The sequence below is a fragment of the Massilia sp. Root335 genome (assembly GCF_001425685.1).
Lineage (GTDB): Bacteria > Pseudomonadota > Gammaproteobacteria > Burkholderiales > Burkholderiaceae_D > Telluria > Telluria luteola.
Genome location: NZ_LMCY01000066.1, coordinates 1 through 13,395 on the forward strand (window position 1 = coordinate 1; position 13,395 = coordinate 13,395).

Below are 13,395 nucleotides of genomic sequence, written 5' to 3' on the forward strand. Positions count from 1 at the left end.
AAAGAACTGTATTCGGTACTGCCTTGCTGCACTTGCGAATCGTTTTGTTCGTCAGCAGCAGAGAAGTGAGAGTATGCAGTGTTTCGCGATGTTCGTCAACTTCTCTTTTCGCTTCGCTGCAACACCGAACTCGGCACTGCAACGTCAACACATTGATTTCCTTGGGATTTCAACCGTGCCGTGAAGCGGACGCGCAGTATAGCAACCGCCATTCCGTCCTGCAAGCCCAGCAGTAGCAAAAATCCGACGAGAGCCTACATCTGCGTCCTCAGCCACTCCAGCGCACGCGGTGCGGCACTCAACACGGAGATATGCCCGTCCCCGGGCCGCAACCACAGCTCGGCCGCGGGACAGTGCCGCGCCAGCCATTCTCCGTGCTGCCTGGGCACCATGCGATCCTCGTCCCCATGCAACAGGAGCACCGGCCGCGCTATCTGCGCGCAATCGAAACCCCAGGGTGTGACGTAGGCGATGTCGTCGTCGATCAATCCACCGGGCCCGCCGGCCATCGCCGGACCAACGACGCTGTCGAACCAGGCCCACTGCCCCGACAAGGCAGCCCGGTCACGCGCGGTGAACAGCGCAGGGTCGAATTCCGGGCACGATGCCTCGTACTCGGCCTTGGTCGCCCGTCCCGCGTGGGCCGCGCGCAGACCGGCCTCGCCGGACGGCCGCATGCCCGCAAACCAGTCGAGTCCCTCGGCGCCATAGGGCGCGAGACCGGCGATGCCCACCGCCGCCAGCACGCGTCCGGGCAGAAGCGCGGCGCAGGCCAGCGCATGAGGGCCGCCGCCGGAGTGCCCCATCACGGCGAAGCGGTCGATGCCCAGCCGGTCGGCGATACGGACGACGTCGCGCGCGGCCGAGGCCACGTCGCGGCCTTCGCGCGGCGTCGAGCCGCCATAGCCGGGCCGGTCGTAGGCGATCCAACGCAAGCCGAGGCGGGCGGCATCGGCGAACAGCGGCGCGGGTGGCGGACCGATATTCGGTGTACCGTGCAGCCAGAAGACCGCGAGACCGGCGCCATCGGACGGCCCCTGGTCGTAGAAATGCAATATGTGGCCGTCGTCCAGGACCAGGTCCGCTTCGATCATCATGTTCTCCTTGCCGCTAAGGCTGGGCAGCCGCGGGCTGGCGCCGCAGCTGCTTCGCATCCTTCAACGGCGGCGCGCCGAACAGCCGGCGGTACTCGCGGCTGAACTGCGACGGACTTTCATACCCGACCTCAAACGCGACGCTCGCCGCCTCGACATCGCCGCTCATCAGCATCTTGCGCGCCTCGAGCAGGCGCACCTGCTTCTGGTACTGCAAGGGACTCATCACGGTCGCCGCCTTGAAGCGCCGGTGCAGCACCGAAGGACTCATGTGCACCGTGCGCGCCAGCGCGTCGATGCTCAGGGGCTCGTTGTAATGCGTGCGGATCCAGTGAATCGCCTCGCCCACGGCACGTTCGCGCTGCCCGCCTGCCACCCCGCGGCTCAATGTCGCCCCGCCCGGCGCCGTGACGAGATGGTAGATCAGCTCCTGTTTGAGCAGGCGGCCCAGCACGGCCAGGTCGCGCGGCCGCTCGAGCAGGCGCAGGAGACGCACGAACACTTCCAGCGTGGCCTCGTCCGCGCGCTCGACCGTGATCGCGGGCGGGTCGGCGTCGTTCGCCGCCAGCTGCAGCCGCATCTCCAGCACGAAGGCCGCCACTTCCTTGGGATCGATGTCGACGCGGATGCCGTAGTACGGCGCGGCTTCGCTCGCGCGCGTCACCTGGCCCGACACGGGCATCGCCGCCCCCGCCTGCACATAACATCCGGGGCCGTAGCGCAGCACCCGCTGGCCGACGAGCATCTCCTTCTCGCCCTGCACCAGCAGGCAGACGGACGGCGACAGGATCCCGCGCCCGGCCGGCGTCGGCGCGGGCCGCCGCACGAGCCAGAGCCAGGGCACATCGGTGGCGAGATCGAGGACACCGGGGCCGGCGCCGCGCATCGCCTTGTCGGCCAGGCTGCGCAACTGGCCGAGGAGGTTGAACTCAGAGTCGTTTGTCATGGCCCATGATGGCTTGGGGTTCGAGATAAGTCTCCAGGCCGAAGACGCCGAACTCGCGCCCCAGGCCGGACTGCTTGAAGCCGCCGAACGGCGCCTCCGGTGCATCATACAATCCATTCACGAACACGCGCCCGGCCCGGATGCTTGCTGCGACGCGGTTCGCGCGCGCCAGGTCCGCGCCGAACACATAGGCATGCAGGCCATACGGCGTATCGTTGGCGATGGCGATGGCATCGTCGTCGTCGCGATAAGGGATGATGGACAGGACCGGCCCGAAGATCTCGTCGCGCGCGATGGTCATGTCGTTGCGGACGTGGCCGAACACGGTCGGCCGCACGAAGTAACCGTGCTCCAGTCCTTCCGGCCGGCCGGGACCGCCCGTCAACAACGTCGCGCCCTCCTCGATCCCCTTGCGGATATACGCCTGCACCCGCTCGTACTGCGTGCGCGTGACCATCGGCCCCACGCTCACGCGCGGGTCGCGGGTCGGACCGACGACCAGGTTGCGAAAGGCGCGCACCGCCAGCTCATGCGCTTCGCCGACGCGGCTCTCGGGCACCAGCAGGCGCGTGCCGGCGATGCACGCCTGCCCGCTGTTCATCACCGCGGCCTGTGCCGCCAGCGGCATCGCCTTCGCGAAGTCCGCATCGTCGAGGAGCACCGTCGGCGATTTGCCGCCCAGTTCCAGCGTCACCCGCTTCATGGTGTCGACGGCGCCGCGCGCGATTGCCTTGCCGACGGCCGTCGAACCGGTGAACGAAATCTTGGCGATGTCGGGATGGCGCGTGATCGCCGCGCCGACCACGTCGCCGCGGCCGGTGACGATGTTGAAGACACCGGGCGGCAGGCCCGCGCCATGCATCACGCGGGTGATGAGTTCCGTCTGCGCCGCACTCAGTTCGCTGGGCTTGATGACGGACGTGCTGCCGGCGGCGATCGCCATCGCCAGCTTGCTCGCGATGAACCCGATGCTCGCATTCCACGGCGTGATCATGCCGACGACGCCATGCGGCACCATCGTCACGCGCGCACCGCCGACCTCGCGCTCGAACGGATACTCGGCCAGCAGGCGGCGCGCGATCGCAAACGACGCGGCGGCGCGGCGCGCGGTGCCCGTCGCCATCGCCATCGTGCCGCCGTATTCTGTGACCATCACGTCGATGATGTCCGGTTCCGCCGCGGCGACGGCGTCGTGCAGGCGCTGCAGCCAGGCCATGCGTTCCTCGCGCGTCGTACGCGCCACGGCCGGAAACGCCGCCTTCGCGGCCGCGATCGCGCGCTGCGCGTCGACGTCGTCGGCCAGGATCACGGTCGTCGTCTCGCGCTCCGTGGCGGGGTCGAGCAGGACGAGCGGCTCGCGTCCGTGCGGGGTAACGAACTGGCCGTCAATATAGATGGTGGCTATGGTTTTCATGGCTGGACTCCTCGTGAACGATGAATCCATCATAGGAGTCCGGGCGCGCCGGGCGGTAGCAGGATACTGACGAAGGATTGCCTGATCCTGCCGATCTGGCGCGGATCAGGCACCCGGGGCTGCGCGCACCAGCTGCTCGAACGCCTGGGCCGCGCGGCTGCGGTATCGCTCGCGGTGGCGCAGCAGGAAAAAGTCGCGCGGCGGCAGGTTCACGCGCACCTTGGCGAGCAGGCCGGCCGCTACATAGGGCGCCGCGACCAGTTCCGACAGTCCGGCCACATCGCCTCCGCTCATCACGGCCGCACGCACGGCTTCGTTGGACGGCAAGGTCAACGCGACCTGCAGCGCGGCCAGGTCGGCGCCCTGCCCCACCAGCATCTCTTCGAGCACGGAACGCGTCCCCGATCCCGGTTCGCGCATGATCCAGCGCGCGGCCTGCAAATCGGCGGCGCTCAGCTTGCGCTTGCGCGCCCACGGATGACCGGGCGCGACGACGATCGCCATGCGGTCCTGCCCGACGCTGTCGACGACGAGCGCCGCATCGTCGACGCCGCCCTCGACGAGGCCGAGATCGGCCTGCCCATCGCGCACGGCATCCGCCACCGACTGCGTATTGCCGACGTCCAGCCGCACGTCGATCTGTGGATGCGTTTCGCGAAACCGGACGAGCAGCGGCGGCAGCCAGTAGCTGGCGATCGTCTGGCTGGCCTGCAGCGCGAGCGCGCCGCGCGCCAGTCCCGCCAGTTCGACCAGCACGCGCTCGGCGCCGGCGGCGCGGGCCAGCGTGGCGCGTGCTTCGTCGAGGAAGATGCGTCCCGCCGGATTGACTTCGATGCGCCGCCCCACCCGGTCGAACAAGGGCGTGCCATAGCGTTCTTCCAGCGCGCGGATCGATGCGCTGACGGCGGACGGTGTCAACGCGAGGACGTCCGCCGCCTGGGTCAGGTGCTGGCGTTCGGCGACGGCGACGAAGATGCGGAGCTGGTCAAGGGTCATCGTTCGATTTTTTTACACAATTTGTGCTGAATTTTAAGATGGACCGAATAAAGCTGTCCAGCCGATACTGCGGGCTCGATCAAGGCATATGACATGAACAACACAATCCTCCGTCTGCTTCCCGGCCTCGTTCTCAGTACCGTCGTCACCGGCGCCGCCGTTTTACTGGAACGCGGCGAAACCGCGCTCTTTGGCCGCGCATGGCTGGAAAGCCTCGTGCTGGCCATCCTGCTGGGGAGCCTCGTGCGCACCGTCGCGCCGATCCCCGCCGCGTGCGAGGCCGGCGTGCGCTTTACGGCCAAGTTCGTGCTCGAACTGGCGGTGATGCTGCTCGGCGCTTCCGTCAGCGCCGGCGCGATCGTCGCGCACGGCCTGCCGCTGCTGGGCGGGATCGCGCTCGCGGTGGTCCTGGCGATCGGCTTCAGCTACGCCGTCGGCCGGCTGCTGCAACTGCCGCACGAGATGGCAGTGCTGGTCGCGTGCGGGAATTCGATTTGCGGGAACTCGGCCATCGCCGCCGTCGCTCCCGTCATCGATGCCGACGGCAAGGATGTCGCATCGTCGATTGCCTTCACGGCCGTGCTGGGCGTCGTCGTCGTGCTCGTGCTGCCGCTGCTCGACCGGGTACTGGCGCTGACGCCGCTCCAATACGGCATCTTCGCCGGCATGACCGTGTATGCCGTGCCGCAGGTCCTGGCCGCGGCGGCGCCGGTGTCGCTGGCGAGCCTGCAAATCGGGACCCTCGTGAAGCTGGTGCGGGTGCTGATGCTCGGCCCCGTCGTGCTCGGGCTGTCGGTATGCCGGCGCGACGGCGGCCGGCACCGGGCGCTGCCGATTGCGCAGCTTGTCCCCTGGTTCATCGTCGGATTCCTCGCCCTGATGACGTTGCGGTCCGTCGGCGCATTGCCTGCCGCGCTGCTCGAACCGGCGCACGCCGCATCCGGATGGCTGACCAGCATGTCGATGGCGGCGCTCGGCCTCGGCGTCGACGCGCGCGCCGTGCTGCGCGCGGGCGCCAAGGTGACCACGACCGTCGTCGTGTCGCTCGTCGGGCTGGGACTGATCAGCTGGGGGCTGATCGCGGTGTTGGGGATCCGCTGAACGGCCGCACTGCTACACTGATCGGCATCGATCAATCACAACGGAGCGTTCATGCAGCAATCCATCGTCCACATTGCACTGGTCGTGCGCGACTACGATGAAGCCATCGATTTCTACGTCGGCAAACTTGGTTTCGAACTGCTGGACGATACGTATCAGCCGGCGCAGGACAAGCGCTGGGTCGTGGTCGCGCCGCCGGGCGGCGCCGGCACCACGCTGCTGCTCGCGAAAGCATCGAAGCCTGAACAGCAGCCGTTCATCGGCAACCAGGCCGGCGGGCGCGTGTTCCTGTTCCTGAACACGGACGATTTCTGGCGCGATTACGAACGGCTGCGCAACAACGGGGTCACGTTCATACGCGATCCGAAAGAGGAAGAATACGGCACGGTGGCCGTGTTCGAAGACCTCTACGGTAATCTGTGGGACCTGTTGCAGCTGCGGGCGGGGCATCCGATCGCGGTGCGTACCGGCAGCGTCACCCCCTGAGCGCGTCCGCCGGCGACATGCGCATCGCGCCCCAGGCATGCTGCGCGATCGCCACCAGCGCCATGCAGGCACTGGCGAAAAAGGCCAGCGCCACGTTCCAGTGGCCGAACGGGGCACGCTCGACGAACGCGGACAGATAGCGCTCGCCCACGACCGCCCCGATCGGCAATCCGATGGCGGCCCCCGCCATCGTCAGCGCGCCGAACTCGCGCAGCATGAGCAGGCCGATATCGCGCTTACGGGCGCCGTACAGTTTGCGCAGGACGATTTCGCGCGCCCGTCTCTGGGCGGCGTCGGCGGCCAGCGCGTAGGTGCCGAAGGCCGCGATGGCGAGCGCGATGCCGGTGGCGATGGCCATGAGCCGGGCGAGGCGCCGGTCCTCGGCATAGTCGGCCGCGAGCACGTCGGTGGCGTCATGCATGGTCAACACCGAATTCGGGAACCAGCGCGGCCACAGGGCCCGCACCGCCGCCGCGGTCTCGGGCAGCGAACGCATCGCCTTCACCGTCAGCGTCGAGCCGGCGATCCACAATTCGTAGCCGATCGCGGCCGGCGCCTCCCGCAGCGAATGGAAGCGCAGTTCCGGCGCGACGCCGACGATCCGCTTGTGGACGACGGTGTCGTCGAAATTCGTGAAGACCACCGTCTGCCCGATCGCCGCGGCCGGGCTGGCGAAGCCGAGCTGGCGCACGGCCACCGCATTGACGACCAATGGTTCGGCCGCCTGGTCCGCGTCGACGCGGGGGTCGAACAGCCTGCCCGCGACCGGCTTGATGCCATACTGTTCGAAGAAATTGGCGCTGACGGATTTCATCTCGACGCGCACGTCCGCCACGCCGGGCCGGCGCAGCTCGCGCGACCAGGCGCTGTCGTGGCGGCCGACCGCATCTTCGCTGATGGCCACGCCCGCCACCGTGCGGTCGGCCTTCAGCGCCGCGATCAGGCCGCGCGCGGCGGCCGTGTCACGCGCGTTCGCGCCGCCTTCCAGGTCCACGATCAGCAGGGGTGACGGATCGAATCCGGGCGACCTCGCCAGCGCATGGCGCGTCTGCCAGGTGATCGCGAGCGTCACGCAGGCCAGGCCCATCGCCGCGCCGATCTGCAGCACCGTCATCAGCTTGCGTACCTGGCCGGCGCGTACCGATTCGGTATCCTGGCGCCCGCTCAGTGCCCCGTGCGGGGCCACGCGCAGTGCGGTCCACACGGGATTGATCGCGCTGGCCAGGCCGAGCGCCACGCCCAGCGCCAGCGCCGCGCCGAGATTCGAGGGCGACAGCATGCCGTCGAGGTCGCGCGCCACCAGCGTCGCGAACAGCGGCAGCGCCAGCCAGGCCAGCAGCAGGCCGAGGCCCGTGGCCAGCAGCGCGACCAGCAAGGCCTCGGCGATGAATTGCATGGCGATCTGGCGCGGGCTCGCGCCCAGCACCTTGCGCATGGCGATCTCGCGCTGCCGCCGGACCACGCGCGCCGTCGCCAGGTTGACGTAATTGATCGCCGCGAGCATCAGGATCAGCAGGGCGATGGCGCCCAGGCCGGCCACCACCGCGCGGTCGCCGCGCGGTCCACGCCGCGCGAGGTTGTTGGAGGCCAGGTCGCGGTCGAAATAGGCGTCGCCGAGCGGGACCAGCGCCACATCCATGACCTTGCGTCCCCCCAGGCGGGCGCGCGTCACGGCCGGGATCCGTTGCAGCGCCGCGGCGTGATCGACCGCGTCCTGCAGGGCGGCGCGAATCGGCTCGATCGATGCGCCCGGTTTTACACGAATCAGCATCCTGCCCCACCAGCCGCGGCTGCCCGTCGCGAGTTCATCGCGGATGTCGGCGGGGTTCACGTTCGACGCCGGGCCGAACAGGGTCTCGAAGGGAATCGTCGTGTTGGCGGGCGGCGTACGGAGCACCGCGCCGACGCGCACCGACTGGCCGTCGACCTCGATGGTGCGGCCGATCGCGTCGACGCTGCCGAAGGCCGCCAGCGCGCCGGCTTCCGTGATGGCGAAGCTGTCGGGCTGGCGCAGCGCGGCGCCGAGATCGCCCCGCACCGCCACGAGGCCGAGCGTGCGGGCGAATTCCGGCGTGACCGTCAGGCTGTCGTGGCGGTACAGGCGGCCTTCGATGCGCGCCGTCAGCTGCCGCGGGCGGGTCGGCAGCCACGCGGCCGCACTGTCGACGCCGGCCGTCTTGAGCGCGGTCGCGTGCAACAGCAGCGGGACCTGGTCGAACCAGGGCGCCGTCGGCTGCCGGTTGTCGCGCTGCTTGACCACGTATACCTGTTCCACATGCGGCACGTTGGCGTTGTATTGCCATGAGTAGCGCACGAAGCCGAGCAGCAGCAGGCAGGCACCGAAGCCGATCGCCAGCCCCAGCACGACCACCAGCGAATACACCGGGTCCTGGACCAGCGTGCGCCAGCCGATCGCGAAATCCTGTCGGGTCATCGCCGTTCCTTCACGCCGCGTGGAGGGCATCGACCACGACCCGCCCATCGAGCAGACGCACCGTGCGCGACGCCTGGGCCGCATGCGCCGGCGAGTGGGTCACCATCACGATGGTCGTGCCTTCGCCGTTGATCTGGCGGAGCAGGCGCATGACCTCCTCGCCGCGCGCCGTGTCGAGGTTGCCGGTCGGCTCGTCGGCGAGCAGCACGGCGGGGTTCGGGACCAGCGCGCGCGCGATCGCCACGCGCTGTTGCTGGCCACCGGAGAGTTGCGACGGGCGATGACGCGCGCGGTGCGCCACGCCCAGCTTCTCCAGCATCGCGGCGGCGCGCCGGCGCCGCTCGGCCGCCGGCACGTCCATGTACTGCAATGCCAGCTCGACGTTCTCCTGGACGCTGAGCGCCTCGATCAGATTGAAGTTCTGGAAGATGAAGCCGATGCGTCCGCGCCGCAACCGGTTCAGGCGCGTCTCGTCCAGGCGGCCGGCCTCCTGGCCATCAATCCAGTATTCGCCGCTGTCCGGGGTGTCGAGCAGGCCGAGCATCGCCAGCAGCGTCGACTTGCCGCAGCCGGATGGACCGGTGATGGCCAGGTATTCGCCGGCCTCGATCTCCAGGTTGATGCCGTCGAGCGCGCGCGTGCGCACGTCGCCGCCGCGATACGTCTTGGTCACGTTGACGAGCTTCAGCATGGTGTCTCCGGTAGGAATGGATGGGTCGTCGTCGATCTTCATTGTGTCACGTCCTTGGGTTGTGTCGATGGGCCGACCGGCTGCGCGAAGGCGAGCCGCGCGGCCTGGCCGTATGCGGCGCAGGAAGAAACGATGACGCGCTCCCCTGGCGCCAGGCCAGCCAGCACTTCGATCTGGCCGGCGTTGCGCCGTCCGGTGCGGATCGTGCGCCGCAGCGCGCTGCGCCCGTCGGCGCCGACCACATAGGCGCTGGCGCCGCCGCCGTCGGCGATCCAAGCATCCATGGGCAGCACCAGCGCGGGCGCGGGGGCACCGAGCGTGATCGCCACTTCCAGGCCCTGGCCCGGCTGGAGCGCGGGCGCGGCGGCGGCGAACGCCAGTTCGAGCGCGAACTTGCCGTCGCGGATCTGCGGGTAGAGCCGGCTGACCGTCAACGCGTACCGCACGCCGTTCACGTCGGCGTGCGCCTGCAGTCCTGGCGCCAGGCGGTTCAGGTAATACTCGTCGAGCTGGGCCGCCAGCTTGAAGCGCGCCGGATCGTCGATGCGGCCGAGGTGCTGGTCGAGCTTGACCGTTTCGCCGACCTGCAGCCGGAAGTCGGTCAGCCGTCCCGCGACCGGCGCACGCACTTCCAGCGCCGCGACGGTTTCGCTGACGAGCCGCAGGCCCGTTTCCAGGCGCATGCCGGCCTTCTCCATCTGCTGCAGGGCATTCGCCTGGATGCGCTCCTCGGCGCGCGCGTCGGCCCGCTCCGCGGCCAGCAGCCGCTGTTGCTGCGTGCTGCGGTCGAACGCATCCTGCAGCGCGGACGCGGATACGAATCCCTGCCCGGACAGGGCCAGTTGGCGGCGGTACTGCTTGTCCGCTTCGCGCGCCGCGAACTCGAGGTCCGCCAGCCGCCGGCGCCGGTCGGCGCGGCTCGCCTCGAGCGCGATCCGCATGTTCATCGCATTCGAAATCTGCTGCGCCCGTTCCGATTCGCGCTGCAGCAGTTCCAGGCGCCGCTGGGCGTTCGACAGGCGGAACAGCACGTCCCCCTTCGCGACGGTCGCGCCGTCGCGCGCCTGCACCTCCTCGACCCGGCCCGATTCGACCGCATCCAGCATCACGGAACGCAAGGGGGCGGCGGTGGCGCGCACCAGCACGTCGTCGTGGAACGTGTCCCGGCCGGCGACGGCCACGCGCACGTTGGCCGCGTCGACCGCCAGGCCTTGCGGCATCATCCGCCACAACAGCAGCGCGGCGGCGGCCAGCAGCGCGACGCCGCCCGCCACGGCAAGAGGGCGTGCGCGGCGCGCGGGCAGCGGGGTGTCCATGGCGGCGCCGTCGGCGTCGGGTCGGGGCAGGTGCGGATGCATGTGAGAGAGCATGACGGCACTGTTTGCAACATCCATGCCACGGCGTTTCCGGCCCAAACGGACGTTCGTGGACACGGGATTGTCCATAAGCGGACGGGCCGGGTGTCCGCTTCCGGACACTCCGCGGTCCCGGCGCCCGAATCGCTGGGCGGGGTGCGCGGCGGCTGCTAGAATCGGCCAACTCAACTCACGCCCGCCTCGCCATGCCGCCAAGCGCAGCGCACATCCTGGTCCTCGACGACGATGCCGATGTGGCCTACGCGGCCACGCTGCTGCTGCGGCGGCACGTGGCGCGGGTGGACAGCCTGGCGCATCCTGCGGAACTGCCGCGCTACCTGCAGGGCTGCGCGCCGGACGTCGTCCTGCTCGACTTTAACTTCGCGCCGGGCCAGACCGACGGCGCGGCGGGTCTCGCCGCACTGCGCCAACTACAGGCCTTGCCGCAGCCGCCTGCCGTGATCGCGCTGACCGCCTATGCGGACGTGGCGCTGGCCGTGGAGGCCATGAAAGCGGGCGCCTGCGACTTCCTGACCAAGCCCTGGGACAATGCGCGCCTGGTGGCGGCCGTCGACCAGGCGTGCGCGCGGCGCGCGGGCGCCGTCTCCGCCGCCGGAGACGCCGGAGACGATCGTGCGCTGATGGGAGACGCGCCGTCGATGCGTCACTTGCGCAGCCTGATCGCCCACGTCGCGCCGACCGAGGCCAATATCCTGGTGCTGGGCGAGAACGGCGTCGGCAAGGAACTGGTCGCGCGCGCCCTGCACTGCCAGTCCCGGCGCGCGGCGCGTCCGTTCCTCGCCCTCGACATGGGTGCCCTGCCCGAAGCGACGCTGGAGAGCGAATTGTTCGGCCACCGCAGGGGCGCGTTCACCGACGCGCGCCACGACCGGGCAGGACGCTTCCAGGCGGCGTCCGGCGGCACGCTCTTCCTCGACGAAATCGGCAACCTTCCCCTACCCGCCCAGGCCAAGCTGTTGACGGCGCTGGAGCGGCGCGAAGTCACGCCGCTCGGCGCCGACCGCGCGCAGGCCATCGACGTGCGCATCGTCAGCGCCACCAATCTCGCCGAAGATGCCCTGCACGATCCCGCCGTGTTTCGTCCCGACCTGCTGTTTCGCCTGAATACCATCGTGATCAAGGTGCCGCCGCTGCGCGAGCGGCAGGGCGACATTCCGCAGCTGCTCGCGCACTACCTGGCGCACTATCAGCACCATTACGGACGGACGCCGCGCCCGCTCGACGCCGCGGCGCTCGACCTGCTGCAGCACCACGACTGGCCCGGCAACGTACGCGCCCTGCGTCATGCCTGCGAGCGGGCCGTGATCCTGAGCCAGGGCGAGCGCTACATGGTCGACGATTTCGGCGTGGCGGCGCGCGTCGTTCCGGTCGACGCGGCGCCGTGCGCCACGCCGGCTTCGCTCAAGCTGGATACGCTGGAGCGCGACGCCGTGGCCGCGGCACTCGACAAGGTGCAGGGCAATATCAGCCGCGCCGCCCGCCTGTTGGGCGTCAGCCGCGCGGCCCTGTACCGCAAACTCGACAAGCATGGACTCTGAAGCGCCGCCGCGATCGACGGCCGCCATCGCGGCCGGAACGGGGGCCGCGCTGTTGTTCGGCGCGGGATGGTTTGCCCACGGCGCCGGCCAGGCCTGGACCTGGGCAGGCGCGGGGGCGGCGCTGCTCGGCGGCGCGGGCCTTGTCTGGTACGCGGCGCGGATCCGCACGGCGCCTGTCGCGCCACTGGAGATTCCCGTTGCGCAGCGGCCGGACGCCGCACGCGCGGACCGTCTCGACACCTGGATCGAATTCGCACCGGTCGCCCTGTTCATCCTGGATGCGCCGGGGACGGACGTCCCATTGCAAACGCTGAACACCGCTGCCCGGCGCCTGCTGGCGCCGGGTCGTGTCGTCGACAGCGGCCGCTTCGGCCGGCAGCTTGCCGCACTGCCGGCGGACCGGCGCACGGTGCTGAGCATCGATACGGAGCATGGCGCCGAGCGGGCGCTCGCGGGCGCGGTCGACCTGACGATCGAAGGCCGTCCGCAGCGACTGGTCGCCCTGAGCTCCGTCGAGAACGAGCTGGAAGCCGAAGCCATGCAGGCCTGGCAAAAACTTGTCCATGTGCTGACCCATGAAATCATGAATTCGCTCACGCCGGTCGCGTCGCTGTCGCAGACGGCGCGCGAGCTGCTCAAGGGCGCTCCCGGCCTCGCACCCGACGTCGCCGTCGACCTCGACACCGCACTCGACGCGATCGGCCGCCGCTCGACCAGCCTGGCCAGCTTCGTCACCGGCTACCGTTCGCTGGCGAGTGTTCCCGAGCCCCGGCCCGAACGCATCCGTGTGCACGACCTGTTCCTGCGGCTGCGTGCGATGGTGGGCGGCGCGTGGGCCGAGCATGGAGGCGAGGCGCGTTTCACCGTGGAGCCGGCCAATCTGGAGCTGCTGGCGGACCCGGGCCACCTGGAACAAGCGCTGGTCAACCTTGCGAATAACGCGTTGGCAGCGACCGCTGGCCAGCCCCGGCCGCAACTGGAGGTGAGCGCCCGCCTGGTGCGTGGCAGCCAACTGCGCATCGAGGTGGCGGACAACGGTCCCGGCGTACCCGATGAACTCATCCGGCACATCTTCACACCGTTTTTTACGACACGCGCGAATGGCAGCGGCATCGGTCTGGCCATGGTGCGGCAACTCGTTCATCGGAACGGGGGGCGGGTTCGCTACGCGCGCTCACTGGAGGGCGGCGCACGGTTCGTGATGACATTCTGAGATTTTTGGGCGGCACAAAAGCAAAAAGCCCGCTCAATCTGATTGAGCGGGCTTCTGCATATAACTAGCCTGACGATAACCTACTTTCACACTGGTTGCAGCACTA

General features: G+C 69.4%; 12 protein-coding genes. 5 read left to right on the forward strand and 7 right to left on the reverse strand.

Going from position 1 to position 13,395, the window contains the following annotated elements:
• The coding region (locus ASC93_RS32450) for a hypothetical protein (protein WP_229412899.1) at positions 1 to 184 on the forward strand (184 nt) is incomplete at its 5' end.
• 70 nt (positions 185 to 254) lie between these two features.
• Here the strand turns inward: ASC93_RS32450 and ASC93_RS27960 are convergent.
• From ASC93_RS27960 to ASC93_RS27975, 4 genes are all read right to left on the reverse strand, one after another.
• Entirely contained in the window at positions 255 to 1,097 is an 843-nt protein-coding gene (locus tag ASC93_RS27960; RefSeq protein WP_056450454.1) for an alpha/beta fold hydrolase, read from the reverse strand.
• A gap of 13 nt (positions 1,098 to 1,110) precedes the next feature.
• A complete protein-coding gene (locus ASC93_RS27965) occupies positions 1,111 to 2,040 on the reverse strand; it encodes an AraC family transcriptional regulator (protein WP_162251958.1) in 930 nt (309 codons plus the stop codon).
• Positions 2,024 to 3,454 carry an aldehyde dehydrogenase family protein gene (locus tag ASC93_RS27970; protein ID WP_056450458.1) on the reverse strand — a complete coding sequence of 477 codons (1,431 nt, stop codon included), beginning with the start codon at positions 3,452 to 3,454 and terminating at the stop codon, positions 2,024 to 2,026. The genes ASC93_RS27965 and ASC93_RS27970 overlap by 17 nt, the downstream gene beginning before the upstream one ends.
• Before the next feature lie 105 nt (positions 3,455 to 3,559).
• Positions 3,560 to 4,450, reverse strand: a complete 891-nt coding sequence (locus ASC93_RS27975) for a LysR family transcriptional regulator (protein ID WP_056450461.1) — start codon at positions 4,448 to 4,450, stop codon at positions 3,560 to 3,562.
• A 93-nt stretch (positions 4,451 to 4,543) separates the two neighbouring features.
• Between ASC93_RS27975 and ASC93_RS27980 the strand changes: the two genes are divergently transcribed.
• Positions 4,544 to 5,551: a YeiH family protein gene (locus tag ASC93_RS27980; protein ID WP_056450463.1), complete on the forward strand. Its 1,008-nt coding sequence runs from the start codon at positions 4,544 to 4,546 to the stop codon at positions 5,549 to 5,551.
• Positions 5,552 to 5,602: 51 nt separating this feature from the next.
• Positions 5,603 to 6,037, forward strand: coding sequence for a VOC family protein (locus tag ASC93_RS27985; protein WP_056450465.1), 435 nt, complete (start codon positions 5,603 to 5,605; stop codon positions 6,035 to 6,037).
• Here the strand turns inward: ASC93_RS27985 and ASC93_RS27990 are convergent.
• The 3 genes from ASC93_RS27990 to ASC93_RS28000 are packed head-to-tail and all read right to left on the reverse strand — an operon-like array spanning position 6,027 to position 10,556.
• Positions 6,027 to 8,471, reverse strand: a complete 2,445-nt coding sequence (locus ASC93_RS27990; protein WP_056450468.1) for an FtsX-like permease family protein — start codon at positions 8,469 to 8,471, stop codon at positions 6,027 to 6,029. The two genes, ASC93_RS27985 and ASC93_RS27990, sit on opposite strands and share 11 nt — an antisense overlap.
• A gap of 10 nt (positions 8,472 to 8,481) precedes the next feature.
• A complete protein-coding gene (locus ASC93_RS27995) occupies positions 8,482 to 9,162 on the reverse strand; it encodes an ABC transporter ATP-binding protein (protein WP_056450474.1) in 681 nt (226 codons plus the stop codon).
• Positions 9,163 to 9,200: 38 nt separating this feature from the next.
• Entirely contained in the window at positions 9,201 to 10,556 is a 1,356-nt protein-coding gene (locus ASC93_RS28000) for an efflux RND transporter periplasmic adaptor subunit (protein ID WP_229412900.1), read from the reverse strand.
• A gap of 167 nt (positions 10,557 to 10,723) precedes the next feature.
• On the opposite strand from ASC93_RS28000, the gene ASC93_RS28005 reads away from it, so the two are divergent.
• Positions 10,724 to 12,076, forward strand: coding sequence for a sigma-54 dependent transcriptional regulator (locus ASC93_RS28005; RefSeq protein WP_056450470.1), 1,353 nt, complete (start codon positions 10,724 to 10,726; stop codon positions 12,074 to 12,076).
• The gene (locus ASC93_RS28010; protein WP_056450472.1) at positions 12,066 to 13,289 is read left to right on the forward strand and encodes a PAS domain-containing sensor histidine kinase; all 1,224 of its coding nucleotides are present in this window, start codon (positions 12,066 to 12,068) and stop codon (positions 13,287 to 13,289) included. The genes ASC93_RS28005 and ASC93_RS28010 overlap by 11 nt, the downstream gene beginning before the upstream one ends.
• The last annotated feature ends 106 nt before the right edge of the window (positions 13,290 to 13,395 follow it).

Bases quoted from the DNA above. Each gene is read 5' to 3' on its own strand.
- ASC93_RS27960 (WP_056450454.1), bottom strand. From the start codon at position 1,097: ATGATGATCGAAGCGGACCTGGTCCTGGACGACGGCCACATATTGCAT.
- ASC93_RS27965 (WP_162251958.1), bottom strand. From the start codon at position 2,040: ATGACAAACGACTCTGAGTTCAACCTCCTCGGCCAGTTGCGCAGCCTG.
- ASC93_RS27970 (WP_056450458.1), bottom strand. From the start codon at position 3,454: ATGAAAACCATAGCCACCATCTATATTGACGGCCAGTTCGTTACCCCG.
- ASC93_RS27975 (WP_056450461.1), bottom strand. From the start codon at position 4,450: ATGACCCTTGACCAGCTCCGCATCTTCGTCGCCGTCGCCGAACGCCAG.
- ASC93_RS27980 (WP_056450463.1), top strand. From the start codon at position 4,544: ATGAACAACACAATCCTCCGTCTGCTTCCCGGCCTCGTTCTCAGTACC.
- ASC93_RS27985 (WP_056450465.1), top strand. From the start codon at position 5,603: ATGCAGCAATCCATCGTCCACATTGCACTGGTCGTGCGCGACTACGAT.
- ASC93_RS27990 (WP_056450468.1), bottom strand. From the start codon at position 8,471: ATGACCCGACAGGATTTCGCGATCGGCTGGCGCACGCTGGTCCAGGAC.
- ASC93_RS27995 (WP_056450474.1), bottom strand. From the start codon at position 9,162: ATGCTGAAGCTCGTCAACGTGACCAAGACGTATCGCGGCGGCGACGTG.
- ASC93_RS28000 (WP_229412900.1), bottom strand. From the start codon at position 10,556: ATGGATGTTGCAAACAGTGCCGTCATGCTCTCTCACATGCATCCGCAC.
- ASC93_RS28005 (WP_056450470.1), top strand. From the start codon at position 10,724: ATGCCGCCAAGCGCAGCGCACATCCTGGTCCTCGACGACGATGCCGAT.
- ASC93_RS28010 (WP_056450472.1), top strand. From the start codon at position 12,066: ATGGACTCTGAAGCGCCGCCGCGATCGACGGCCGCCATCGCGGCCGGA.